The 24,667-nt window shown below is 35.1% G+C and carries 25 protein-coding genes; 13 read left to right on the top strand and 12 right to left on the bottom strand.

Features of this window, described 5'->3' with window-relative positions:
- Window positions 1-194 precede the first annotated feature (194 nt).
- Window positions 195-2,741 carry an ATP-dependent Clp protease ATP-binding subunit gene (locus tag ACEN25_RS00805; protein ID WP_441801201.1) on the top strand — a complete coding sequence of 849 codons (2,547 nt, stop codon included), beginning with the start codon at window positions 195-197 and terminating at the stop codon, window positions 2,739-2,741.
- Window positions 2,742-2,849: 108 nt separating this feature from the next.
- Window positions 2,850-3,242, top strand: coding sequence for a hypothetical protein (locus ACEN25_RS00800; protein ID WP_441801200.1), 393 nt, complete (start codon window positions 2,850-2,852; stop codon window positions 3,240-3,242).
- Between the two features lie 29 nt (window positions 3,243-3,271).
- Here ACEN25_RS00800 and ACEN25_RS00795 read toward each other — a convergent pair whose 3' ends face one another.
- The 3 genes from ACEN25_RS00795 to msrA are packed head-to-tail and all read right to left on the bottom strand — an operon-like array spanning window position 3,272 to window position 4,796.
- Entirely contained in the window at window positions 3,272-3,583 is a 312-nt protein-coding gene (locus ACEN25_RS00795) for a hypothetical protein (RefSeq protein ID WP_028375791.1), read from the bottom strand.
- Window positions 3,584-3,626: 43 nt separating this feature from the next.
- On the bottom strand, window positions 3,627-4,226 hold the full coding sequence (gene folE / locus ACEN25_RS00790; RefSeq protein ID WP_441801199.1) for a GTP cyclohydrolase I FolE: 600 nt from the start codon (window positions 4,224-4,226) through the stop codon (window positions 3,627-3,629).
- An 18-nt stretch (window positions 4,227-4,244) separates the two neighbouring features.
- Window positions 4,245-4,796 carry a peptide-methionine (S)-S-oxide reductase MsrA gene (gene msrA, locus ACEN25_RS00785; protein ID WP_441801198.1) on the bottom strand — a complete coding sequence of 184 codons (552 nt, stop codon included), beginning with the start codon at window positions 4,794-4,796 and terminating at the stop codon, window positions 4,245-4,247.
- A 229-nt stretch (window positions 4,797-5,025) separates the two neighbouring features.
- Here msrA and ACEN25_RS00780 point away from each other — a divergent pair, with 229 nt between their 5' ends.
- From ACEN25_RS00780 to ACEN25_RS00745, 8 genes are all read left to right on the top strand, one after another.
- Window positions 5,026-5,688, top strand: a complete 663-nt coding sequence (locus ACEN25_RS00780; RefSeq protein ID WP_441801197.1) for an ABC transporter ATP-binding protein — start codon at window positions 5,026-5,028, stop codon at window positions 5,686-5,688.
- A complete protein-coding gene (locus ACEN25_RS00775) occupies window positions 5,669-6,460 on the top strand; it encodes a TIGR02757 family protein (protein WP_441801196.1) in 792 nt (263 codons plus the stop codon). Before ACEN25_RS00780 ends, ACEN25_RS00775 begins: the two co-directional genes overlap by 20 nt.
- Before the next feature lie 108 nt (window positions 6,461-6,568).
- Entirely contained in the window at window positions 6,569-7,780 is a 1,212-nt protein-coding gene (locus ACEN25_RS00770) for a GAF domain-containing sensor histidine kinase (RefSeq protein WP_441801195.1), read from the top strand.
- A gap of 45 nt (window positions 7,781-7,825) precedes the next feature.
- Window positions 7,826-9,064: a sensor histidine kinase gene (locus tag ACEN25_RS00765; protein WP_441801702.1), complete on the top strand. Its 1,239-nt coding sequence runs from the start codon at window positions 7,826-7,828 to the stop codon at window positions 9,062-9,064.
- A 73-nt stretch (window positions 9,065-9,137) separates the two neighbouring features.
- Window positions 9,138-11,057, top strand: a complete 1,920-nt coding sequence (locus tag ACEN25_RS00760; RefSeq protein WP_441801194.1) for a BatA domain-containing protein — start codon at window positions 9,138-9,140, stop codon at window positions 11,055-11,057.
- The gene (locus tag ACEN25_RS00755; protein ID WP_441801193.1) at window positions 11,054-12,307 is read left to right on the top strand and encodes a dihydroorotase; all 1,254 of its coding nucleotides are present in this window, start codon (window positions 11,054-11,056) and stop codon (window positions 12,305-12,307) included. Before ACEN25_RS00760 ends, ACEN25_RS00755 begins: the two co-directional genes overlap by 4 nt.
- A 4-nt stretch (window positions 12,308-12,311) precedes the next feature.
- The gene (locus ACEN25_RS00750; protein WP_441801192.1) at window positions 12,312-12,641 is read left to right on the top strand and encodes a hypothetical protein; all 330 of its coding nucleotides are present in this window, start codon (window positions 12,312-12,314) and stop codon (window positions 12,639-12,641) included.
- A gap of 1 nt (window position 12,642) precedes the next feature.
- Window positions 12,643-13,296 (top strand): alpha/beta hydrolase, encoded by a 654-nt coding sequence (locus ACEN25_RS00745; protein WP_441801191.1) that lies wholly within the window; start codon window positions 12,643-12,645, stop codon window positions 13,294-13,296.
- Between the two features lie 2 nt (window positions 13,297-13,298).
- Here the strand turns inward: ACEN25_RS00745 and ACEN25_RS00740 are convergent, their stop codons facing one another.
- Window positions 13,299-13,787 carry a hypothetical protein gene (locus tag ACEN25_RS00740; RefSeq protein WP_441801190.1) on the bottom strand — a complete coding sequence of 163 codons (489 nt, stop codon included), beginning with the start codon at window positions 13,785-13,787 and terminating at the stop codon, window positions 13,299-13,301.
- A 4-nt stretch (window positions 13,788-13,791) separates the two neighbouring features.
- On the bottom strand, window positions 13,792-14,556 hold the full coding sequence (locus ACEN25_RS00735) for an MBL fold metallo-hydrolase (RefSeq protein WP_441801189.1): 765 nt from the start codon (window positions 14,554-14,556) through the stop codon (window positions 13,792-13,794).
- 108 nt (window positions 14,557-14,664) lie between these two features.
- Between ACEN25_RS00735 and ACEN25_RS00730 the strand changes: the two genes are divergently transcribed.
- The gene (locus tag ACEN25_RS00730; protein ID WP_441801188.1) at window positions 14,665-16,122 is read left to right on the top strand and encodes a TonB-dependent receptor; all 1,458 of its coding nucleotides are present in this window, start codon (window positions 14,665-14,667) and stop codon (window positions 16,120-16,122) included.
- 69 nt (window positions 16,123-16,191) lie between these two features.
- On the opposite strand, the gene hisS is transcribed toward ACEN25_RS00730, so the two are convergent.
- Entirely contained in the window at window positions 16,192-17,562 is a 1,371-nt protein-coding gene (hisS, locus tag ACEN25_RS00725) for a histidine--tRNA ligase (protein ID WP_441801187.1), read from the bottom strand.
- A gap of 170 nt (window positions 17,563-17,732) precedes the next feature.
- Between hisS and ACEN25_RS00720 the strand changes: the two genes are divergently transcribed.
- Window positions 17,733-18,974, top strand: a complete 1,242-nt coding sequence (locus ACEN25_RS00720) for an ABC transporter permease (protein ID WP_441801186.1) — start codon at window positions 17,733-17,735, stop codon at window positions 18,972-18,974.
- 53 nt (window positions 18,975-19,027) lie between these two features.
- On the opposite strand, the gene ACEN25_RS00715 is transcribed toward ACEN25_RS00720, so the two are convergent.
- The 4 genes from ACEN25_RS00715 to rpsF form a co-directional block, all read right to left on the bottom strand.
- Window positions 19,028-19,504 carry a DUF6495 family protein gene (locus ACEN25_RS00715; RefSeq protein WP_441801185.1) on the bottom strand — a complete coding sequence of 159 codons (477 nt, stop codon included), beginning with the start codon at window positions 19,502-19,504 and terminating at the stop codon, window positions 19,028-19,030.
- 67 nt (window positions 19,505-19,571) lie between these two features.
- Window positions 19,572-20,021, bottom strand: coding sequence for a 50S ribosomal protein L9 (gene rplI, locus ACEN25_RS00710; protein ID WP_028375808.1), 450 nt, complete (start codon window positions 20,019-20,021; stop codon window positions 19,572-19,574).
- 12 nt (window positions 20,022-20,033) lie between these two features.
- A complete protein-coding gene (gene rpsR / locus ACEN25_RS00705; RefSeq protein ID WP_028375809.1) occupies window positions 20,034-20,333 on the bottom strand; it encodes a 30S ribosomal protein S18 in 300 nt (99 codons plus the stop codon).
- Between the two features lie 2 nt (window positions 20,334-20,335).
- A complete protein-coding gene (gene rpsF, locus ACEN25_RS00700) occupies window positions 20,336-20,674 on the bottom strand; it encodes a 30S ribosomal protein S6 (protein ID WP_028375810.1) in 339 nt (112 codons plus the stop codon).
- Window positions 20,675-20,885: 211 nt separating this feature from the next.
- Here rpsF and ACEN25_RS00695 point away from each other — a divergent pair, with 211 nt between their 5' ends.
- Entirely contained in the window at window positions 20,886-21,587 is a 702-nt protein-coding gene (locus tag ACEN25_RS00695) for a LytR/AlgR family response regulator transcription factor (RefSeq protein WP_396510205.1), read from the top strand.
- A gap of 56 nt (window positions 21,588-21,643) precedes the next feature.
- Here the strand turns inward: ACEN25_RS00695 and priA are convergent, their stop codons facing one another.
- Window positions 21,644-24,100 (bottom strand): replication restart helicase PriA, encoded by a 2,457-nt coding sequence (priA, locus tag ACEN25_RS00690; protein ID WP_441801184.1) that lies wholly within the window; start codon window positions 24,098-24,100, stop codon window positions 21,644-21,646.
- Window positions 24,101-24,167: 67 nt separating this feature from the next.
- Entirely contained in the window at window positions 24,168-24,596 is a 429-nt protein-coding gene (locus ACEN25_RS00685) for a DUF2147 domain-containing protein (RefSeq protein ID WP_028375813.1), read from the bottom strand.
- Window positions 24,597-24,667 lie beyond the last annotated feature (71 nt).

The raw sequence follows: 24,667 nt of genomic DNA, 5'->3' as shown, positions 1-24,667 counted from the left end.
TTCTCCTGTGTTATCAGTATTTAGCCCACTGCTCTATATTGGTTTTTATTAACAAAAATATGTTTCCCTTTTTAATAAGTATGCTTAACTTCCATTGTCTCTTTAAAAGTAATTTTGTCAATTTACTTAAAGTGATATCAACGGAACGGTTTTTGAATTGTTATTTAAAAACTTAGAAAAAGATAGGAGTGTTTATGGATGATAATTTTTCACCACGAGTTAAGGATGTAATAGCGTACAGCAAGGAAGAAGCTTTACGACTAGGTCACGACTTTATTGGAACCGAGCATCTTATGCTGGGGTTACTACGTGACGGAAGCGGAAAAGCTATAGAAATTCTTCAGGCATTAGATGTTGACCTGAGCCATTTAAGGCGTAAAGTTGAAATATTAAGCCCGGCAAACCCAAGTACAGGACTGGGCAGCAGCGAGAAGCAAAATCTACATCTTACGCGACAAGCAGAGCGCGCATTAAAAACAACTTTTTTAGAAGCTAAACTTTTTCAAAGTTCTTCTATTAACACAGCGCATCTTTTACTTTGTGTTTTACGCAATGAGAATGATCCTACAACCAAGTTGCTTAACAAACTCAAAGTAGATTATGATAATGTAAAAGATCAATTTAAACTTATGATGACCAGCGATGACGATTATATAGAGCCAATTAAAAGCGAATCTTTTAGCGATGATGATACTGCTTCAGAATCTTCTAAAGAAAATCCTTTTAATGCTCCCGGAAATAAAACCAACAAAAAATCTAAAACCCCTGTTTTAGATAATTTTGGGCGCGACTTAACTGCAATGGCTGAAGAAAACAAGCTAGATCCTGTGGTAGGCCGCGAGAAAGAAATTGAACGTGTTTCTCAAATTTTGAGTAGACGTAAAAAAAACAACCCATTGCTTATAGGCGAACCGGGTGTAGGTAAATCTGCAATTGCAGAAGGTCTTGCACTGCGTATTGTTAAGCGCAAAGTGTCTCGTATACTTTTTGACAAACGCGTAGTAACACTTGACCTTGCCAGCTTAGTTGCGGGCACAAAATACAGAGGTCAGTTTGAAGAGCGTATGAAGGCGGTAATGAACGAGCTTGAAAAGAATACTGATATTATTCTTTTTATTGACGAAATACATACAATTGTAGGCGCAGGTGGTGCAACAGGCTCACTTGATGCAAGCAATATGTTTAAACCGGCCTTAGCACGTGGCGAACTGCAATGCATAGGAGCAACTACTCTTGATGAATACAGACAGTATATCGAGAAAGATGGTGCACTAGAAAGACGCTTTCAAAAAGTTATTGTAGAGCCAACAAATGAGGAAGAAACTATTGAGATTCTTAATAATATTAAAGACAAATATGAAGATCATCACAATGTAGTGTATACTCCTGAAGCCATTAAAGCCTGTGTTACTTTAACGAGCAGGTATATGACAGATCGTTTCCTACCCGATAAGGCAATAGACGCTCTAGATGAAGCCGGCTCTAGAGTACACATCATCAATATAGACGTACCTAAGAAAATAATTGACTTAGAACGTCAACTGGAAGAAGTACGCGAACGCAAAAACTCTGTAGTTAAAAAACAAAAATATGAGGAAGCTGCAAAGTTGCGTGATGATGAGAAAAATATTGAAAAAGATTTAGCAGCTGCTCAATTAGCCTGGGAAGAAGATTCTAAACAGCATAAAGAGACCGTAACCGAAGATAATGTTGCTGATGTGGTTTCTATGATGTCTGGTATTCCAGTTACGAGAATTGCTAAAACAGAGAGTAATAAACTTGCCGAATTGCCTAAATCTATTAAAAATAAAGTTATAGGTCAGGATGAGGCTGTTGCTAAAGTTGCTAAAGCTATACAACGCAATAGAGCAGGATTAAAAGATCCTAACAAACCTATTGGATCCTTTATTTTCTTAGGTCAAACCGGTGTTGGTAAGACTCAATTAGCGAAAATTCTAGCTACTGAATTGTTTGACAATGAAGATGCATTAGTACGTATAGATATGAGTGAGTATATGGAGAAATTTGCCGTATCTCGCTTAATTGGTGCACCTCCAGGTTATGTAGGATACGAAGAAGGTGGTCAGCTTACCGAAAAAATACGCAGAAAACCTTACGCAGTAGTACTTCTTGATGAGATTGAAAAAGCCCATCCAGATGTGTTTAATATGCTGCTTCAAGTATTAGATGATGGTTATTTAACAGATTCTTTGGGTCGTAAAATCGACTTTAAGAATACGGTTATTATAATGACATCAAATATTGGCGCACGTAAAATAAAAGATTTTGGCCAGGGTGTAGGTTTTGGAACCGCAGCCAGAAAAGATCAGGCAGATGAAAATGCTAAAGGAATTATTCAAAATGCCTTGAAAAAAGCTTTTGCACCAGAATTCCTGAATCGTGTAGATGATGTTATTGTCTTTAATGCTTTAGACCGTAAAGAAATACACCAAATTATTGATATCGAATTGAAGAAATTATTCAATCGCATACAATCTTTAGGTTACAATCTGCAACTTAGTGAGAAAGCAAAAGATTTTATCAGTGAGAAAGGTTTTGATAAAGAATATGGTGCAAGACCACTAAAAAGAGCAATTCAGAAATATATTGAAGATGCTCTCGCAGAAGAAATCATTACTGCAAAAATTGCTGAAGGAGATAATATCTTTATGGATATCGAAGACGGTAAAGATGAGTTATCAATAAAAATTGAAAAGGCTGAAAATTCTGCTCAATCTTAAGCATTACAGAACTTTAAACCACAAAAAAAAAGAACCACAAATGTGGTTCTTTTTTTATTTATAACATTTTCTTAAACTCTTCTATTTACAATTTAATTATATTTAATTATGAGATTAACAAGAAAGCTAATACAACTTAAGGCAGGTATCATAGAATTTACAGATTTCTATGCCCTGGGTATTGTAAATCCTGATATAAATTTCGATGAGAATGATCGTAAAGCTTTTTTAAATGCCTGCCTTGATTATTTTAATGATCAACCCTTCGGTTATATCTCTGTACGTAATCACTCTTACAGTATTAATCCGTTAATATATTTAGAACTCAATAAAATAGATAATCTGCGAGCCTTTGCAATAGTTAGCCGCACATCAATAGGAAGAGGAAATGCCAAAATTGAAGGTCAGTTTTTTAATAAACCGTTCGGAATATTTGAAACGAAACGTGACGCAGAAGAATGGATAAATGCAGAGGTTAAAAAATCAATAGATACAAATTAAAAAAGGTGCTTGAGCACCTTTTTTAATTCTTATTTATTTACTCGTATAGGTATTACTTTGCCCCTATTAGATTTAGGTTCAATATTTATTAAAAAGGTATAAACCCACATTAAGGTAAATGAAGGGATGATATCTGTAAAAGGAAGTAATTCTTCTATAAAAACAAGAACAGAAGCAAACTTTCCATTACGACCCGGATACATTTTTTGCATTTGTTTAGCAGCTACAGGAGCCCAAGCTAAATCTAGAAAAGGCCCAACTACAGGAATTGCCATACTTAGCATACCTACAGCATCAAAAAAAATGCCTTTCATCAATAAATTATAGTCTAAAGTCTTCATAACTATTTGTTTTTATAAATATAAAGCAAATAACCTGCCATAGTTACTTTAAGTCTGAACTAATAAGCTTTAAAAACTCATTGCGTGTTTCAATCTTTTCAAATTGGCCTCTAAAGCCAGATGTTGTAGTTGTTGAATTTTGTTTTTGAATACCCCGCATCATCATACACATATGAGAAGCTTCAATCACGACTGCCACTCCCTGAGGTTTTAAAGTGTCATTTATGCATTCTAAAATATTGTGAGTTAAACGTTCCTGAACCTGTAACCTACGTGCAAATACATCTACAATACGTGGTATTTTGCTTAATCCTACAATGTGTCCATTAGGTATGTAAGCAATATGTGCTTTACCAAAAAAAGGTAACAAATGATGTTCACAGAGAGAATATAACTCTATATTTTTTACAATAACCATCTCATTGTAATCTTCTTTAAACATAGCCCCTTTTAAAATAGCTTTAGGATCTATATCATTACCGCTCGTTAGATACATCATTGCTTTTGCTGCTCGCTCCGGCGTTTTTAAAATACCCTCACGAGAAGGATCTTCACCTAATCCTTTTATAATAGACTCATAATTGTCTTTTATTTCATCTTTTACGGTAATGTTATACTCTTCAAACTTTTTGTAGGGTGACATAAGCAATTTTTTGTGTTTTTAAAGATAGGCCTCTTGCAATTTATGCTGAAAAAGCTTCTTTATCTTGTTAATTTTAGGATCTATAATAAACTGGCAATAACCTTGTTGTTTGTTGTTATTGTAATATGAACTATGTTCTTCTTCCGCTAGGTAAAAAGGCATTGCTTCAGTTACTTCGGTAACAATTTTAGAATCAAATATTTTCTCTTTTTCTAAGAGAGCAATAAAATTTTCAGATTCTAATCGCTGGGCTTCCGTATGATAATATATTGCACTACGATATTGGGTACCCACGTCGTTGCCCTGGCGGTTTAATGTTGTAGGATCGTGCGTCGTGAAAAATATTTGAAGTAACTCTAGATAGGAGATTACAGCAGGATCGTATTCAAACTGAATAGCTTCAGCGTGTCCCGTTCTACCCTGACACACTTCGCGATAGGGTGGATTTTTTATGACTCCGCCTGTGTAACCGCTGCGTACATTATAAATTCCGTTAAAACGTTGAAAAACAGCCTCAGTACACCAGAAACATCCGTTTGCAAAGGTTGCAGTCATTAAATTAGTATTCATAGCATCGCAAATTTAGACTCTAAGTATATCTTAGAATTTAGTTTAACTTTTTGTTAATACTTTTATTTAAATCGTTAAACAAAACGATAAAACACAATGTTATCGATCATTATTATAATGGAGGCTTTATCTTTGCCTCTTTAAAAAAAAAGTGTTTTTTGTAAAATAAAAGTGATTAAAATAGTCGCTTTAGTTGACCTTTAATTACATTTAATCACGCATTGCCTTTATGATCAAAGCAGAATCTATTTTTAAATCCTATGGAGACGTACAAGTCTTAAAAGGTGTTGACTTGTTAATTGAAGATGGTGAGGTTGTTTCTATTGTTGGAGCAAGTGGTGCAGGAAAAACAACACTTTTGCAAATTCTGGGAACATTAGATCGCGCAGATAAAATACCTAATACACATCTATCTATAAATGATATTGAAATCTCAACACTTAACGAGAAAGAACTTAGTCGATTTAGAAATTTAAATATTGGTTTTATCTTTCAATTTCATCAATTATTACCTGAATTTACGGCGCTTGAGAATGTTTGTATTCCTGCATATATTGCAAAAAAAGACAAACATGAAGCTGAGAAAAAAGCTAAAGAATTGCTTGAGTTTTTAGGTCTGGGCCATCGTATACATCACAAACCAAATCAACTTTCTGGTGGTGAGCAACAACGTGTAGCTGTAGCTCGCTCACTTGTTAACGAGCCTGCTTTAATTCTGGCAGATGAACCTTCTGGTAATCTTGATAGTGAGTCTGCAGAAAACCTTCACAAACTATTTTTTAAACTTCGGGACACTTACAATCAAACCTTTGTAATTGTAACGCACAATGAAGATCTGGCTGCAATGGCAGATCGTAAATTAACTATGGTAGATGGCAAAATCATCTCTTAAGCTTAAAAAGAGCGAACTCAAAGAATTTTTAGATGAAAAGGCCACTCTTTATGAAAGTCCAAAATTTATAGGCACAGACCCTATACAAATTCCACATCAGTTTACTAAAAAAGAAGATATTGAAATCATAGGATTTCTGGTGGCTACTATTGCCTGGGGAAACCGAAAAAGCATCATCAACAATGGTAACAAACTTATAGAGTTACTAGATAATGCGCCTTACGATTTTATAATAAATCATACTTCTGAAGATTTAAATACGCTTCAGAATTTTGTACACCGTACCTTTAACGGCACAGATTTAATTACGTTTATTACAAGTTTAAAGAATATATACACTCGTCACAAAGGATTAGAATATGCCTTTAGTATTAATGCCTCAAATTCTGGCATGCAACCTGCAATAAGTGATTTTAAGAAGTTATTTTTTGAGATACCCCATTTAAACCGAACTCAAAAGCACGTTAGCGATCCCTCAAAAAATTCTGCGGCAAAACGTATCAATATGTTCTTAAGATGGATGGTTAGACCAGCCCAGGCTGGAGTTGATTTTGGAATATGGCAACGTATTACACCCGCACAACTCTCCTGCCCTCTTGACGTACATAGTGGTAGAGTTGCTCGACAATTGGGGTTATTAAAGCGCTCACAAAACGATGCTAAAGCAGTAGAAGAGCTTGATCAATATCTACGGGAATTAGATCCTCTAGATCCTGTAAAATATGACTTCGCACTTTTTGGTTTAAGTGCTTTTGAAAAGGACTTATTTTAATTTTTAGAAATTGTAATTTTGCATTTCTTTAACAGTCTATTATTTAACTAAATTAGAATACTTATTTTTTATTATAGAGTAGGCTTAATATTGTAATTAATACCCATCATGCAAATACCAGACTTCCCAGAAAATGAACAAAGCCGAATTTTACAATTAGAGCAATTACAGTTACTTGAGAGTGCGTCAGATCCTAATTTTGATATTATTACGAGGCTTGCTTCGGTAATATGTGATGTTCCTGTCGCCTTAATTTCACTGGTTAGTGAAGATAAACAATGGTTTAAATCTAAAATTGGCTGGGATTTATGTGAGAGTGATCGGGAGATTTCGTTTTGTGCACATGCTATTTTAAAGCCTAAGACAATAACAATAGTACCTGACTCTAGATTAGATGACCGCTTTAAAGACAACCCATTAATTTCAGCAGATTTTCCTGTAATTTTTTATGCAGGAGTACCACTATTAACACCCACAGGTGAGGCCTTAGGTACACTTTGTGTAATAGATAAAAAACCCAAAAAGCTTTCTGAAGTTCAAATAAATTCTCTTAAAGACCTTGCTACTCAGGTTGAAAATCTATTTGAGCTGAGACGTAATAATATTAGTCTGGTTAAAATTGAAAAGTTGCTGCACGCAAAAAATGAACAATTAAAAACATTTGCAGGCACTGTATCTCACGATATGAAAATGCCCCTTGCAAATATGATCATCACAACAGATATTCTTAAAGCTAAATACGGAAATCATTTTGATATACAAGGCAATGCATATTTAGCTTACCTTAAACAATCGTCGTTTTCTTTAAGTGATTATATAGATAATCTACTCGCTTACTATGAAAGTGAAGATTTAACCATTCAAAATGTAGAAGAATTTAACCTAAATGATCTTCTTGAAGATCTTATAGACCTTTTAAATATTAATGAAGATTACATCATTAATCTTCCCGAAAACAGTTTAGACCTAAAAACTAATAAAGCTGCGGTAAATCAAATTCTTATAAACCTAATCACTAATAGTCTAAAATATAATGATAAAGAAACAGGTGTTATAGACTTTAGATGTGTTGAAGATCATGCGTATTATTATGTACAGGTACGTGATAATGGCAGAGGAATTCCAAAAGAAAAACAACAGGCAATTTTCGATTTATTTACAGTAGCTTCAGAAACCGATAATAAAGGTAAAAAAGGTAATGGTATAGGACTCTCTACCGTAAAAAACCTAGTGAACTCACTGGGCGGAATCATCACTGTTGATAGCGATGGAAAGAACGGGACTACGTTTGACTTTACAATTAAAAAGGTGCTTTCTTAAATATATTTGTTTGACTATCTTTAAACCTAATTAAAACCGGTAGTTCTGAACGAAAGAAAAAGACAAGAGGCTGTAAATTCTTATAAGTTAGTAGGAACGCTTCCTGAAAGAAGTTATGATGATATTACGCAGATTGCAGCTTATATTTGTGAAGCTCCAATTGCATTAATTACGATGCTTGACTATAATCGTAATTTTTTAAAATCACATTACGGTGTTCCTTTTTCTGAGTCTCCCCGTCAAATATCATTTTGTACACATGCCATACAATCACCAGAAGCTATTTTTGTGATTCCAGATGCACGTAAAGATGACCGTTTTAAAGACAACCCTTTAGTTACAGGCGATATGAAGGCTATATTTTATGCCGGTGTACCCTTAATTGATAAAGGAGGCCACGCACTGGGTACGCTTTGTGTCTTTGATCACGAGCCGCGAACTATAAATGAGCGCCAGCAATCAACTCTTATAGCACTTGCTAATCAAGTAATAAATCTCTTTGAACTGCACCGTCAGAACTTAGAAAACAAAGCTTTACAAAAAAACCTGCTTAAAAAAAACAGCCTTTTAAAAGACTTTGCAGGTGTTGTTTCTCACGATATGAAAATGCCTTTGGCCAATATCATTACCACAACAGATTTATTAAAAGCTAAATACAAAGAACTTTTAGACGAAAAAGGTCTTGACTATCTCAATTATCTTAAAAGCTCATCATTCTCTCTTTCAGAATATATAAATGGTATTTTATTGCATTATGAAAGTGACAACCTTACTATAAATCAACGCCAGGTATTTGACCTTCAGGATTTATTAGAAGAGTTGGAAGATCTGCTAAATACAGATTATAAATGTGTTATTCACCTGCCCGAAGCAAATCACTCTTTAAATTGTAACCGTGTTGCTTTAAATCAAATTTTTCTAAATTTAATAGGTAACAGTTTAAAATATACAGATAAAGAACATCCTGAAATTACTATTCGTTTTGATGAAAATGAGGATTTCTATTTGTTTGAAATTACAGATAATGGTATAGGTATATCTAAAGACAAATTAGATGAGATATTTGATCTGTTTACCGTTGCGACAGATACAGACAAAAACGGAAACCGCGGTAATGGTATAGGCTTATCTACAGTAAAGAAACTGGTTACTAATCTAGGCGGAAAAATTAAGGTAACCTCTACTGTAGGAGAGGGAACAACATTTAAGTTTACCGCGCGTAAAGAAGATATTCCTACTCAGTTAAGCGGTCCGGAATATGACCTTTCTAAACGTAGAAACTAAAATAAAGACTTTGTTTATGCATGCTCTTTCTTATAAATCTTTTAATTTCGTCTAGCACATTTAGCGCTTCAATATGCAGTTTAAAAACCCCGAAATTCTCTATGCTCTTTTTCTGCTGCTTATTCCTATTCTTATTCATCTCTTTCAATTAAGAAGATATAAGAAAACACCATTTACCAATGTCGCATTTCTACAAAATCTTGTTCAAAATACCCGTAAAAGCAGTTCTTTAAAAAAATGGCTTGTTCTTGCCACTCGACTAACAGCTTTAACGTGTTTAATACTTGCCTTTGCACAACCCTATTTCCCGGTATCTCAGAAAGCCACTTTAGCAAAAGAAACCGTTGTTTTTATTGACAATTCTTTTAGTATGCAGGCTACCGGTAAAAAGGGAACTTTACTTACTGAAGCGACTCAGGATTTACTAGAAAATTTACCCACTAATGAGCGCATCACGATTGCAACCTGGGATGATACTTTTAAAGATTTTGATGCTCAGACAGATCGAAATACGCTGTTAGATATCAATTTTTCGCCACGCACTTCAGATTCTCAGAGCCTTCTTCTTAAATTAAATACACTATTTTCAACTCATAAAAACACAGTTAAACAGCTGGTATTACTTTCAGATTTTCAAAATTTTAATATAGAAAACACGCTTGATACAAATGCGATACAACAATATCCTGTCGTACTAAAGCCAGTAAATATTGAGAATTTTTCAATAGACAGTATAAGTGTTAGCAGAAATGCAGAATTGTATAATTTGCACGTTTTGCTTTCAAACACAGCGCCAAGCGATGCCGAATTGCCGGTTTCTCTTTATAATGACGATAAACTTATCGCTAAAGCTTCAGTTAAATTTGCATCTAAAGATACCGCTTCCTTAAAATTTCAAATTCCAACAAATAAAGCGATCAACGGAAAAGTAAGTATCTCAGATGCGTTTTTAAAATATGACAATTCGTTCTACTTCAGTATTAATAAACAAGAACCTTTAAAAGTACTCGCTATTTCAAATAATGACGCTGAATTTTTAAAAAGACTCTTTCGTTCTCAAAATTTTGAATTTACATCAATCTCAGAAAAAGAACTAGACTATACACTTCTGCAAGATCAAAATATGATTGTTCTTAATGAACTTACAAACATATCTAGTTCATTAGTAAATGTATTAAAAGCCCACACTCAAAAAGGAGGTATTGTAGTGCTTATACCGGCTATGCAGAATCGAGTAGATAGTTATACTGAAATTCTGGAAGCGTACGGCTTTCAGGCTTTTTCTGAAAAGGTTGAAGCTCCTAATCTTATAAGCCAGATAAATTATGACCATCCACTCTATAAAAACGTTTTTACAGGAAGGTCTTCAAATTTACAATCACATCTGGTCGAATCCTATTTTAAATTACCCTCAGGCAACCCTATTCTTAGTCTAGAAAATGGAGATCCCTTCTTAACGGGTAATGCTAATTTGTATGTGTTTACAGGCGCTTTGGCACCAGTAAATAGTAACTTTATCAATGGGCAGCTTATTGTACCTACTTTTGATAAGATGGCATTAGCCGCTTTGTCACTACCGCAGGTTTATTATACGATAGGAAACAACACAAAATTTGACATTAACGCAGCACTTACAACTGATGCAGCTTTGGTTATTGAACAAAATGGCAAGCAGTTTATTCCTTTACAAGAAAGGCAAGGCAATAAAATAGCAATTTCTACTGCAGAAGGTATTTTTTCAGATGGACTTTATGCTGTAAAATACAGGCAAGATACCCTTGCGATTGTCGCATTTAACCACGACCGAGCAGAAAGTAAATTACAGAATGTAAACATGCAGTCTAGTGCAGATTTATCATTTACGACAGATATAAAAAAATTGTTTAACAAACTAGAACACGATTCAGATCTTAATTTATTTTACAAATGGTTTGTTATTTTTGCACTACTCGCATTTCTTGCTGAAATGCTTCTACTAAAATTTCTTAAATGAACGCACGCATCACACAGGCAACTCTTCATGATGAGAGTAATGAGCATCACGGTAAACAGGTAGACATACGCATAAAAGATGGGATTGTAACAGAAATTGCCCCCAGCCTTAAAGCGACTAAAGGTGAAGAGCTAATTAACTTTGAAAACTTAATGGTTTCTCCGGGTTGGTTTGATAGCAGCATAAGCATAGGAGAACCGGGATTTGAGGAACGAGAAACTATAAAAAACGGACTAATAGTCGCTGCAAAAAGTGGTTTTACAGCTGTAGCAGTAAATCCAAATACTTATCCTGTAATTGATACAAATTCTGGTGTTTCTTTTTTAAAAAATAAAGCTGCCGGCAGTGCGGTAAGCCTCTACCCTATAGGTGCTTTAACCCGAAAATCTGAAGGTGTAGATTTAGCTGAATTGTATGATATGAAACAAGCCGGGGCTATTGCCTTTGGTGATTATCAACACGCTGTTAGCAATCCTAACCTGCTTAAAATTGCTTTACAATACACCCAGGGTTTTGATGGTTTAGTATTATCCTTTCCGCAGGAAAATGATTTAGTAATGAAAGGAATGGCAAACGAAGGGGAAACTGCTATTAAACTGGGCTTAAAAGGAATTCCTGCCCTTGCCGAACATTTGCAGATCGCACGTGATCTTTATATTCTAGAATATACTGGTGGCAAATTGCACATACCCACAGTATCTACCGCTCAAAGTGTAAAACTAATTAAAGAAGCAAAAGCTAAAGGTCTCGATGTAACCTGCAGTGTTGCTATTGCAAATCTTTTTTATACAGATCAAGAGTTAGAAGAATTTGATACCCGCTATAAACTACTTCCTCCATTAAGAGCCGAAGAAGACCGCAAAGCCTTAGTTGCAGGAGTTAAAGATGGCAGTATTGATATGGTAACCAGTGACCACAATCCGCTAGATATTGAGCAAAAGAAACTTGAATTTGATCACGCAAAATTCGGCACTATAGCACAGGAAGCTACGTTAGGAGCGCTGCTTACTTTAGTTTCTGAACGTAAAGCGGTGCAACTACTTACAGCAGGAGCACTACGATTTACAGGTAAAAAAGCAACTATAACACTTAATGAACCGGCAAATCTTACGTTATTTACTTCAAAAGGCACAAGCACTTTTACCAAAGAAGCGATTCTAGCTAAATCTAAAAATGCAGCTTTTTTAGGAGCTAAGTTAAAGGGAAGTGTTTACGGCATTATTGCTAACAATCAATTTATAGCATCATAATTAAATGAATAACCAAATAATTAAAGAAGGTAAAACAACAGCCATAATCGCTTATCTAAGTATGATAGGAACAGTTATCGCAATTTTTATGAATTCAGATTCTGAAAATACATTTGCCCGCTTTCATATCAGACAAGCTTTCGGCATTTTTTTAAGCTTTTTTGCGTTGGGCTTTTTAGTTTCATTTCTAAACAGTTGGCCTGCATCAATAGGCTTTTATATTTTTATCATTGTACTTTGGGGTTATGGTATTACCAGCGCTTTTCAAGGTACATTCACCCCTGTACCACTTTTAGGAAAACAATTTCAAAAGTGGTTCACCTTTATACAATAATATGAGTACGCTTTCACTTGAGCATTTAATACAAAGACCAAAAACTACAACAACTTCAAAATCTCCGCTTATACTATTACTTCACGGTTATGGTAGTAATGAAGAAGATTTATTTTCATTTGCACCAGAATTACCTGATAACTATTTTGTTATATCTGCAAAAGCACCAAGACCTATGCAACCTTCAGGTAATGCGTGGTACACCATACATTGGGATGCAACAGATGGGAAATGGTCTGACGATGAAGAAGCTATAGAGTCGCGAGAACTTATTGCAAAATTTATTGACGAGGCTGTTGCAACCTACGACTTAGATGCTGCTAACGTTACGCTGCTTGGCTTTAGTCAGGGATGCATACTAAGTTATGCAGTTGCATTAACCTATCCTGAAAAGGTAAAAAATATTATAGGACTTAGTGGCTATGTAAATGCAGAAATCACCAATGCAAAAACCGACCTAAGTGCATACAGTCATTTATCTGTATTTAGTTCACACGGTAGTGTAGATCAGGTAATCCCTGTAACTGCAGCACGCCAAATTCCTGCATATTTAGAAAAGTTAGGAATTGCTGCAAAATTGAATGAGTACCCTGTAGGACACGGTGTAGCACCTCAGAATTTTTACGATTTAAAAGACTGGTTACTGAAACACTAAAATTATGGATAAAGGACACTCTGAAGCGTTTCAAAAGAAATGCTTCCGTCCTTTGCCACATCATAAAGTAAAATAAGTTCACCCCAGCGTTTGCCGTCGCTAAAATCTGCAATAACCCATTTGTGGTTAAGAACTTCTATTTTATTTATTTGAAAAACGTTTCCGGCTGCACTATCATAGGTCACCAGAGGATTTCCTGAAGTCCCGTTTTGGCTTATAAGAGCAGATTCTATTCGTGCTTCTAAATCTGTGTAATCAACCCCAAAGCTTTCAAAATAGGAATAAGCATTATCATTGTTGGCTAATTTAAAATAACGTGCCGATTGATCTCCCTGAATATTTGCAGACACCGAATCTGCTTTCTGCAATTTTTCCTCAAGCCTGGCGATTTGAGCTTCTTGATTTTCATAAATTTTAGTAGAGTTTACATATTGAAAAACAACCCATAAAGAGACAAATAAGAATAAGTACAAAAATATATTGCGACGCATAATTTTAAATTTCTAATGTTAAGCCATCATAAGCTAAATGAACATTTTCTGGAAGCTTCTCTTCTACTTCTGCGTGAAAACCCAGCAAATGGCTAATGTGAGTAAAATAGGTTTGTTTAGGATTTACTTCAGCTACAAACGCGAGCGCTTCCTCTAGATTAAAATGAGTATAATGCGGTTCTTCTCGAAGTGCATTTACAACCAAAACATCAAGATTTTTAAGTTTTTCTTTCTCTTCAGGAGAAATAGTTTTTACATCGGTTAAGTAAGCAAACTTGTCAAATCGGTACCCAAATACCTGAAGATTACCGTGCATTACATTTACCGGCTCTATTTTAAGATCATTAATTTTAAAAGGTACGTTGTTAACGACTTCATTAATTGCTACTGCAGGAGCACCAGGATATCTATTTTCAGTTTCAAAAATATAATCAAAACGTCTTTTAAGTTCGCCAATTACACGCTTATGCGCATAAAGTGGAATATCTCCCTGCCTAAAGAAAAATGGTCGTATATCATCTAAACCGGCAGTATGATCTGCATGTTCATGTGTAAACAATAAAGCTTCAAGATGCGTCACGTTTTCGCGTAACATTTGCTGTCTAAAATCGGGCCCACAATCAATTACATAATTCGCATTATTATAGTTAATTAAAACCGAAACACGCAACCTTTTATCACGCATATCGCGACTTTGACAAACGGGATGCGTACTGCCTATAATGGGGATGCCCTGTGATGTTCCTGTGCCTAAAAAGGTAACTTTCAAACCTGTGAAATTTAGAACAAAACTACACTTAATTTTTTGTAAGCCCTACCATTTTGTTACCTTTAACCCCTAAAGGAACTATCCTATATTTACCCAAAACTTAGCACAATGCCTATAACAATTCAAGGTGATAAAGAGTTTGAAAACATACCTTCCCTAATTAACAAAGCACTACGCATAAATCTTAATGAAAACATCTACGGGACGTTTGCAGAGATTGGTGCAGGACAAGAAACAGTAAGACACTTTTTTAGAGCAGGTGGAGCTAGTGGTACCATTGCAAAAGCGATGTCTGCTTATGATAAAGACTTTAGTGATGCCGTTTATGGTGTAGAAGAAGACCACCGTTATGTTACCGAAGCGCGATTAAAAAAGATGCTTACGCACGAGACGAACTTACTTGAGAATAGAATTTCGCGCGAAAAACACCCTAACAAAATTTATTTTACCTACGCTAACACCGTTGCTACTATAGATTTTGCTAAAAAATATAAAGGTCACGGTTGGGTAGGTATAAAATACCAGACAGAGCCACAAGCTGAGTTTAATGAGATTATTTTACACGTGCGTTTTCACGAGACCGATGCACGTTTACAACAGCTAACATTAGGTACTCTAGGAGTAAATCTAATTTACGGCGCCTACTATAAATATGACTCTCCTAAAAAATTACTACGCTACTTATACGACCATATAGATAAAGATCAGATAGAAATTGATATGATCAATTTCTCCGGTCCACAGTTTGAGCGTGTAGATAATCGCTTAATGAGTTTGCAATTGGTCAAAAATGGGTTTACAGACTCGGTAATGTTTGGACCTGATGGTAACAATGTACTGGCCGCAAAAATACTCTATAAGAAAAATATTTTAGCGCTTCGCGGAAGTTTTAGACCCGTGACTAAAGTGAATACCGATATGTATCGTAAATCACTTGAAATTTTCTTAAATGAAAACAGGGTAAAAGAAGAGAACACCGAAGTTATTTTTGAAATCACCCTTTCTAACTTACGTGCCGAAGGTGAAATTGATGAGGAAGATTTTATGGCACGTGCTCGATTGCTTTGTAATCTGGGTCACACGGTAATGATTTCAAACTTTCAGGAATATTATCGTCTTGTGGAATACTTCTCGCGCTATACTAAAGAACGTATGGGACTTGCAATGGGGGTAAACAACCTTATTGACATATTTGATGAGTCGTATTACAGACACTTAAGTGGTGGAATACTTGAAGCCTTTGGAAAATTATTTTTTAAAGATTTACGAGTGTATTTATATCCTATGCGCGATCCTGAAACCGGCGAATTCTTTACCAGCGAGAACTTAAAAGTTCATCCACGTATGAAAGAGTTGTACAAATTCTTTAAATACAACGGTCGCGTTGTAGATATTGAAGACTACAATCCAGATATTCTTAATGTATTTTCGAGACAGGTACTTAAAATGATCAATAATAATGAAGAAGGATGGGAAGCTATGCTTCCTAAGGGAATTGCAGATCAAATTAAAGAACAGCGTCTTTTTGATTATACACCACCGTCAGAATTATTAGAAAATCAATAGAGCCAAAAAATAAAAGCCAAAAAAATCCCGAACTATTCAGCTCGGGATTTTTTTTTAGTTTAAGCAATACTATGAGATTGCTGATATCAAATCTGTAAGATTTAATCGCTGTTGATCTCCAGTTTTCATATTCTTTAAGGTGAAAACATTTTCTTCCATCTCTTGAGTTCCGGCAAGAACAACAAACTTGATATTGCGTTTATCTGCGTGAGACATCTGTTTTTTCATTTTTGCAGCATCAGGATACAACTCTGCCGTTATACCTGCCTCTCGCAATGCCTGCACCGCCTTTAAGCAATACAGTGATTCGTTTTCACCAAAATTTATAAAAAGCAATCGTGTTCCTTTTAATGCCTGTTCGGGAAAGAGGTTCAATTCTTCAATGACCAGATAAATACGATCAAGACCAAATGAAATACCTACACCACTCATATCTTTCAACCCAAAAATACCGGTAAGATCATCATAACGACCGCCACCGCCTATACTTCCCATAGCTACCCCCTTAGGTGCAGCAACTTCAAAAATCGCCCCGGTGTAATAATTAAGCCCGCGGGCTAAAGTAACATCAAGGTCTAGCTCTATAGATTTAAGTCCTAAAGCTTCAATCTTGGTGTGTATATATTCTAACTCTTCAATTCCTTTTTTACCAATTTCAGAATCGGTTAATAGTGCTTTTAATAAAATTAGTTTATCAGCAAAATTACCATGAACTCTAAAAATAGGCTTCACACGCTCGATTGCTTTTTCAGAAATACCTTTTTCAAGCATTTCTTTTATAACACCTTCCTCGCCTATTTTATCTAGTTTATCTAAGGCTACTGTAAAATCTATTAATTTATCGGCTTCGCCTATAGTTTCAGCAAGACCAGATAGTATTTTACGGTTATTCATTTTTACCGTTGCGCCTTTCAGCCCTAAATCTGTAAAAACAGCATCATAAAGTTGAATAAATGCAACCTCCTGAAGCAAACTGTCTGAACCAACTGCATCTGCGTCACATTGAAAAAACTCTCTAAAACGGCCTTTCTGAGGACGATCTGCCCTCCAAACCGGCTGAATCTGATACCGTTTAAATGGGAATTCTATCTCATTTTGATGCTGCACCACATAGCGTGCAAATGGTACTGTTAAATCATAGCGTAATGCTTTTTCTGAGATTTCTGAAGTAAGTGCAGTGCTGTTTTTGGAAGATAAATTCTCTTCAGAAGCTTTATTTAAGTAATCGCCACTATTTAATATTTTAAAAATAAGACGATCACCTTCTTCACCGTATTTACCCATTAAGGTGCTGCTGTTTTCAAAAGACGGCGTCTCTATAGGCTGAAAACCAAATAGCTCAAAATTATGTCGTAACTTACTTATAATATAGTTACGTTTTGAAACTTCTTCAGGAGAAAAATCTCGGGTTCCTTTAGGTATACTTGGTTTTTGGGCCATTTTTAATATCTGTTCAAAAGCAGTAAATGCTTAATTTTAATTTATAAAGGCATCTATAAAGATACGCGGCTGCAAATATCTTAAAAAATTGAGGGTTTGCCACTTCTTATTTTTTTAAAACGGTAACTTTTTAGCACTTTAGCAGACTTATAGTTTCAAATCTTAATTTTATGTTCTCACTTTTTAGGGAAAATCTACGTATCGCTTTTGATGCGATACGCAGTCAGCTTTTAAGAACCATACTTACTGTAGTGATTATTGCTATAGGTATAACTGCTTTGGTTGCTATTTTAAGCCTTGTAAAAGCACTTGAAAATACAATTAGTAGTGATTTCTCTTCTATGGGATCAAACACCTTTAACATACAGCGCTATGAGTTTACAACCCAAAGACGTGGTAGTGGTGAGACTCAAAAAGTAAATCCTACCATTCGATATACCCAGGTTCGCGATTTTGAAGAACGCTATACCTACCCGATGACGCACGTCGCAGTATCTTTTACAGGTACAGCCAATGCAGAGGTTAAATATGAGAATCAAGATACAGATCCTGAAGTAACCGTTCTAGGGACTAATGAAAATTTTCTTGAGAATTCTGGACTAGAATTGGCGCAGGGCCGAAATTTTAATCAGTTTGATGTAGAAAATAACAACAACGTATGTATTTTGGGAAGTGATTTTAGAAACGGACTTTTTAAAAATTTAGATCCTATTGATAAGACAATAAGCATACGCGGAACAAAATTTAAAGTAATAGGCATTTTGGAAGAGAAAGGCTCCACCTTTGGAAACAGCCAGGATCTACGTGTTCTTATACCCATACAGATTGCGCGCTCAATGTTTACCGCTCCTAATATAAATTATAATGTTAGCGTTAAAGTAGACGATAAACAATTGCTTGACGGCGCTTTGGACGAAGCTGTGATTACCTTTAGAAATATTAGAAAATTAGCTCCTGTTGAAGAAAATGACTTCGGAATAGGCAGAAGTGACGACTTAATAAATCAAATTTCGCAAATTAGCGGATATCTTTCTATGGCGGCATGGATCATTAGTATGATTACCGTTTTAGGATCTTCTATAGCTTTGATGAATATCATGTTAGTTTCAGTTACTGAACGCACACGGGAGATAGGTGTTAGAAAAGCTTTAGGTGCCAAAAAGTCAATTATTGCCGGTCAATTTTTAATGGAAACTATAATCATTGGGCAATTTGGAGGTATACTAGGCATTATATTGGGGATCTCTATAGGATTGCTCATTTCTACAGTTGCCAATTTTAATTTTACCACTCCGTGGATTGCAATGCTTTCTGCTACCGCTATAACTATTATTGTGGCAATTGTTGCAGGTTTATTCCCCGCTATAAAAGCTGCTAAACTAGACCCGATAGAATCGTTACGTTATGAATAAAAAAAAGCCTGTCTGATTTTAAATCAGACAGGCTTTTTTCTAAAATTAAGTTTCTATTCAACTTCTACAAATTTCTCAAACCAGGCAAATAAATCACCTTGAGTAATCGAAGCTCCCTGTCGTATTAATACAAAAATATCATTGTTACGATCTTCAGATAAAAGCTTACTCGAAGTATACAAGTTTACTTCGTCTTTCATAAAGTTACTCTGTAACCATTTGTAGCCGGCTGGTGTAGTAATATCTATTTCTTTATTTTCTACTTCAACAGAAATCATACTAATTTTTACATCTCCTACTTTAAAAAGAAACATATGCTGAGCAGAAAAATGCTCAAGATATTCAACTTTACTAAGTACGCCTTCCCAAACTAAATCGCTAAATACATCAAGTTCTTGTTCTGCAACTTCGGGTTTATCTCTTTTAATAGATTCCCACTCCTCTGCAGTTATAGATTGTGCTGCTAAAAAGTTGATAAACTCTTTATGCATCTCTTCTAATTGCTCTTTTGTAAGTCTGATATATTTCATTGCCTATTTTTTTAAAATAAAAAAGCTCCCGCGGTTAGCGGAAGCTTTGATTTATAACTTGAATGTCTTAAGCTTCTGCTACAACATCAAATGTAAGAGTAGCAACAACCTCACGGTGAAAACGAAGACTAGCTTCATATTGACCTAAACGTTTAATGTTACCACCTGCAATTGTAATATATTTTCTGTCTATCTCTACACCATTTTTAGCAAGAGCAGCTGCAAGATCTGCATCTGTAATAGAACCGAATAATTTATCTGCCTCACCTGCTTTAGCTGTAAGTTTAATATCTAAACCGTTTAATTTTTCAGCCTGAGTTTTAGCAGCATCTACAATCTTCTTATCTTTATAAGCACGTTGCTTTAAGTTTTCAGCTAAAACCTTCTTAGCAGAAGGAGTTGCTAAAATTGCGTAACCCTGTGGGATAAGAAAATTTCTTCCATAACCGTTTTTCACAGTTAAAAGATCATCAGTAAATCCTAGATTTTCGACGTCTTTCTTTAAAATAACTTCCATCTTATCTAGTTTTTATTTGTATAAATCAGTTACATAAGGCATAAGTGCAAGATGTCTTGCTCTTTTAACTGCTACACTTACTTTACGCTGATACTTCAAAGAAGTTCCTGTAAGTCGACGTGGTAACAATTTACCTTGCTCATTTACAAAAGAAGCTAACCAATCTGCATCTTTGTAATCAATATATTTAATACCAGAACGCTTAAAACGACAGTATTTTTTTGTTTTAGAGGTTTCAATATTTAACGGAGTTAAATATCTGATTTCCCCATCTTTCTTAGCTTTTGCTTGTTGCTCTATAGATGATGCCATAACTATGCTTTTTCTTTGTTACGTTTTCTACGCTTTTCAGCCCACTCAATCGCGTGCTTGTCTAAGCTTACAGTTAAGAAACGCATAACACGTTCGTCACGTCTAAACTCTAGTTCAAAACTCTTGATAACCTCTCCAGGCACCGTGAATTCAAAAAGATGGTAGAAACCACTTTTTTTGTTTTGGATTGCATAAGCTAATTTTTTTAGCCCCCAATCTTCTTTGGATATCATCTTGGCACCGTTAGAAACAAGAAAATCTTCAAATTTCTTTACTGTTTCCTTTACCTGGTCATCAGATAAAACGGGATTCAAGATGAAAACAGTTTCGTAATGATTCATAAAAAATGTTTATTTGTATAAAAATGAGTGCAAAAGTAATGTTATTTTTTCACTTAACAAACTCTATTTATACATAATCTTAAAATGAATTTATACTCATTTCATTCAGCCAATTAAGATATCAAAAAATATATCGATGAAATACACAAAGTAATTTGTAAATACTTATATTGCAGTAAGATTTGTTACTAATGTTATCTCATTAAATATTTTGGAAGAACTCATACTAGACTGTGCTGTAGTAGATGACTCAAGCTTACAGCGTCTTGCCATTGTTAAAATGATCAAAGATCATCCTAACCTGCGTTTGGCAGCACAATACAATAACGCAATTGAAACCAAAAACGGTCTGTTAGAAACTAAGGTTGACCTTATTTTTCTAGATATAGAAATGCCTATTCTTACAGGGTTTGACTTGCTTGACGACTTGGTTCACAAGCCTCAGATAATTTTTGTTACAGGTAAAACTAAATATGCATATAAGGCATTTAATTACAATGCTATAGACTATTTACGTAAACCACTTACTAAAGATCGTTTTTTAAATGCTGTACATAAAGCCATTAATTTACACCGCCTTAAAACGGAAGGCAGTGTTGAAGATGATGACTATATCTTTGTAAAAAGCAATCTTAAAAAGAAAAAAGTATTTCTTAATGACCTTAAGTTTATCGAGGCTTTAGGAGATTATGTGAAGCTTGTTACTTACAACGAGCCTATTATTGTACTTTCTACCATGAAGGCTTTTGAAGAGCAGCTGCCTTCAGAACGTTTTATGAGAATTCATAAGTCTTATATTATTAATCTGGACAAAGTTGAGAAATACAACAGTCGTAATATTGAGATTGAGGGAGATAAGATACCGTTAAGTAGACATAAGAAAACAAAGCTTATGGAAGCTTTATCTAAATAATACCACAAACAAATATATTTTTAAAATCCCGATTAAGTAATCGGGATTTTTTATACCTAATAGTTATCTACGTTAATTACTACCTTAACGCTTCTAAATTGTGAAACACTCAAAAAACTTGTTCGCACTCTTAAAATCGCTTTTTTCGTTTTTGCGAGGCTTTGCTTTCGCGGAATCTTGATTAGAATATTTCGGTAATATTCATTACGTATTCTGGAAACTGGAGGAGGCTCAGGTCCTAAAACTTCTTCTTTAAAGATATTCTTTAATGCCTGCCCCATCCATTGTGAAGATTCTTCAATTTTCTGAAAATCTCGGTGTTTCAATGTTATTTTAATCAACCTGCAAAACGGCGGATATTTATATTGATGGCGCTCTTCTAGCTGCTCGTGATACATGGCATCATAATCATTCATAGAAACCTGCTGCAATATCTGATGATGCGGATTATAGCTTTGTATTAAAACAGTCCCCCTTTTCTCAGTACGACCTGCCCTACCTGACACCTGCTGTATCAATTGAAAACTGCGCTCATGAGCTCTAAAGTCTGGAATATTCAGCATATTATCTGCATTTAATATTCCTACAAGAGTCACGTTTCTAAAATCAAGTCCTTTAGTAAGCATTTGCGTTCCAACTAAAATATCTAGTTCTCCTTGCTCAAATGCTGTTATTATCTTTTCAAAACCAAATTTGCCACGTGTCGTATCAGAATCCATTCGACCTATGGAATGCTCCGGGTAAAGTACTTTTAATTCTGTTTCTATTTGTTCTGTACCAAAGCCTTTAGTATCTAATTCTACACTACCACACGCCATACATTTCTTAAGCATAGCAATATGATAACCACAATAATGACAACGCAGTTGCTCGCGATGCTTGTGATAGGTTAAACTCACATCACAATTGGGACATTGTGGTGCGTGACCACAGGTTTTACATTCAAGTATAGGCGAGTATCCTCTTCTATTTTGAAATAAAATCACCTGTTCGCCAAGAGCTAAAGCATCTGTAATTGCACGCAATAAGTCATCACTAAAATGACCCGTCATTCGTTTCTTACGTTGTCGATCTTGAATATCTATTATCGTATTTTCTGGCATTAGAATGTTTCCGTAGCGCTGCTTCATCGTAACTAAACCATATTTACCGCTACTGGCATTATAGAATGTTTCTAATGAAGGTGTTGCAGACCCCAGTAAAATTTTAGCCTTTTGTAAACTCGCCAAAACGATACCCGCATCTCGTGCTTGATATCGTGGCGCAGGATCATATTGTTTATAGCTACTCTCGTGCTCCTCATCTACAACCACAAGACCTAAGTTATTAAACGGAAGAAAAAGAGCACTGCGCGCCCCTAAAATAAGCTGAGCTTTTGATTCTTTATTCAGTACATTATTCCATACTTCTACACGCTCATGAACTGAGTATTTAGAATGATACACAGAAAGTTGGTTACCAAAATACTCCTGTAAACGCACTACTAGCTGAGTGGTTAGGGCAATTTCTGGTAATAAATAAAGAACTTGTTTGCCAGCATCGAGATACGATTTAATTAGATTAACATATACTTCTGTCTTACCCGAGGCCGTTACTCCGTGCAATAGGCAAACTTCATGATTTTTATAAGATTCATTAATCTCCCTTAATGCCCGCTCTTGTTGACTATTTAATTCTTTTATGTGTGAATCTTCATTCCCAGAATAGGCTATACGATCTTTTTGAATTTTGTAAGTTTCAAAAATACCCTTAGAGACCAAAGCTTTTAATTGAGTAGCACTTGCGCTACTGGCATCTTGCAATTCTTTAGATTTAATAGGTTTCTTAGATCGTGCCTGTAATGAAAAATACGTAAGCAATAGTTCACGCTGTTTAGGTGCATTGTCTAAATCATCTAATGCCTGATGCATCTTCTCTTCTTGTTCAAATTCCTTAGTTAATCGAACATAGGTGATCAACTTAGGCTTGTAACTTTCATAGATTTCCTGGTCTAGCATAACCAGATCAAGATCTATTAAACTTTTAATACTGGGAAGAACTTTCTTTTTACCCAGTAATTGCATTACCTCACTTATGCGCAAAATAGGTTTGTTCTCAAAAGCCTGAAGAATCATCTCCCCATCTTCATCTAAGACATCTAAATGTGGGGTACTATCATTTTTAACCAGTCGTTTTATGATGGTCTCACTTTCTAATAAAAAAGCACCAGGCAAGGCCGCACGCATTACTTCTCCTAAAGTACACATATAATATTCTGCCATCCATTTCCAAAAGGTGAGTTGTTCAGGATGAACAATAGGTGTCTCATCTAGGATTTGCTCTATCTCTTTAGCCTCATAAATGCGTGGCTCATTTTGATGTACTGCGATAGCCAATGATGTATAAATCTTACTTTTACCAAAGGGTACAGCGAGACGCATCCCAGGTTTAATAAAGGAATACTCGGCTTCACTTATACGATAAGTGAATGCATTTTCAACAGGAATAGGTAAGATTACATCTACAAAATACACAGGGTAAAGATAAAAAAAAGGCTGTCTCTATATTTAGAAACAGCCTTAGATTATGGGTGATAAATTTTTAGTTTACGCGAGTCCAGTATTGCGTTCTTCCTAATAAAGAAAAGCCTACATAACCTCTAACTTTAAGTTTATTTGCACCTTCTAATTCTATTAGACATTTGTACAGTTTACCACTTTGAGGATCAAGTATTTTACCATCTGCATACTCATCACCATCTTTTTCTAATCCTTTAATTATGACAAGACCGTTTACAGGCTTACCTTTATCTGAACCAGGGCAATCTACACATTTAGCATCCTGACGGTCCTTATTTAAAATTTCAACAATTTTACCATAAACCTTACCATCTTTTTTATAAATCTCAACTATAGATTTTGCATCTCCTGTCTCGTCATCAATGGTTTTCCATTTACCAGTTACATCCTGAGCAAAAACTCCTGCTGAACAAATAAGTGCTACAACTAAAAACGCATATACTTTTTTCATAATTCTAAATTAAGGGGTTGTTTAATTAAGTTATTCGTTAAATCTACATTAATATTCAATATTATTAACAA

Source organism: Leeuwenhoekiella sp. W20_SRS_FM14 (assembly GCF_052119605.1).
Classification (GTDB): Bacteria; Bacteroidota; Bacteroidia; order Flavobacteriales; family Flavobacteriaceae; genus Leeuwenhoekiella.
This window is presented reverse-complemented; position numbering and strand designations above follow the sequence as displayed.

What these genes read in the sequence shown, in the direction of transcription:
- ACEN25_RS00805 (WP_441801201.1), top strand. Translation starts at nt 195, where the DNA reads ATGGATGATAATTTTTCACCACGAGTTAAGGATGTAATAGCGTACAGC.
- ACEN25_RS00800 (WP_441801200.1), top strand. Translation starts at nt 2,850, where the DNA reads ATGAGATTAACAAGAAAGCTAATACAACTTAAGGCAGGTATCATAGAA.
- ACEN25_RS00795 (WP_028375791.1), bottom strand. Translation starts at nt 3,583, where the DNA reads ATGAAGACTTTAGACTATAATTTATTGATGAAAGGCATTTTTTTTGAT.
- folE (WP_441801199.1), bottom strand. Translation starts at nt 4,226, where the DNA reads ATGTCACCCTACAAAAAGTTTGAAGAGTATAACATTACCGTAAAAGAT.
- msrA (WP_441801198.1), bottom strand. Translation starts at nt 4,796, where the DNA reads ATGAATACTAATTTAATGACTGCAACCTTTGCAAACGGATGTTTCTGG.
- ACEN25_RS00780 (WP_441801197.1), top strand. Translation starts at nt 5,026, where the DNA reads ATGATCAAAGCAGAATCTATTTTTAAATCCTATGGAGACGTACAAGTC.
- ACEN25_RS00775 (WP_441801196.1), top strand. Translation starts at nt 5,669, where the DNA reads ATGGCAAAATCATCTCTTAAGCTTAAAAAGAGCGAACTCAAAGAATTT.
- ACEN25_RS00770 (WP_441801195.1), top strand. Translation starts at nt 6,569, where the DNA reads ATGCAAATACCAGACTTCCCAGAAAATGAACAAAGCCGAATTTTACAA.
- ACEN25_RS00760 (WP_441801194.1), top strand. Translation starts at nt 9,138, where the DNA reads ATGCAGTTTAAAAACCCCGAAATTCTCTATGCTCTTTTTCTGCTGCTT.
- ACEN25_RS00755 (WP_441801193.1), top strand. Translation starts at nt 11,054, where the DNA reads ATGAACGCACGCATCACACAGGCAACTCTTCATGATGAGAGTAATGAG.
- ACEN25_RS00750 (WP_441801192.1), top strand. Translation starts at nt 12,312, where the DNA reads ATGAATAACCAAATAATTAAAGAAGGTAAAACAACAGCCATAATCGCT.
- ACEN25_RS00745 (WP_441801191.1), top strand. Translation starts at nt 12,643, where the DNA reads ATGAGTACGCTTTCACTTGAGCATTTAATACAAAGACCAAAAACTACA.
- ACEN25_RS00740 (WP_441801190.1), bottom strand. Translation starts at nt 13,787, where the DNA reads ATGCGTCGCAATATATTTTTGTACTTATTCTTATTTGTCTCTTTATGG.
- ACEN25_RS00730 (WP_441801188.1), top strand. Translation starts at nt 14,665, where the DNA reads ATGCCTATAACAATTCAAGGTGATAAAGAGTTTGAAAACATACCTTCC.
- hisS (WP_441801187.1), bottom strand. Translation starts at nt 17,562, where the DNA reads ATGGCCCAAAAACCAAGTATACCTAAAGGAACCCGAGATTTTTCTCCT.
- ACEN25_RS00720 (WP_441801186.1), top strand. Translation starts at nt 17,733, where the DNA reads ATGTTCTCACTTTTTAGGGAAAATCTACGTATCGCTTTTGATGCGATA.
- ACEN25_RS00715 (WP_441801185.1), bottom strand. Translation starts at nt 19,504, where the DNA reads ATGAAATATATCAGACTTACAAAAGAGCAATTAGAAGAGATGCATAAA.
- rplI (WP_028375808.1), bottom strand. Translation starts at nt 20,021, where the DNA reads ATGGAAGTTATTTTAAAGAAAGACGTCGAAAATCTAGGATTTACTGAT.
- rpsR (WP_028375809.1), bottom strand. Translation starts at nt 20,333, where the DNA reads ATGGCATCATCTATAGAGCAACAAGCAAAAGCTAAGAAAGATGGGGAA.
- rpsF (WP_028375810.1), bottom strand. Translation starts at nt 20,674, where the DNA reads ATGAATCATTACGAAACTGTTTTCATCTTGAATCCCGTTTTATCTGAT.
- ACEN25_RS00685 (WP_028375813.1), bottom strand. Translation starts at nt 24,596, where the DNA reads ATGAAAAAAGTATATGCGTTTTTAGTTGTAGCACTTATTTGTTCAGCA.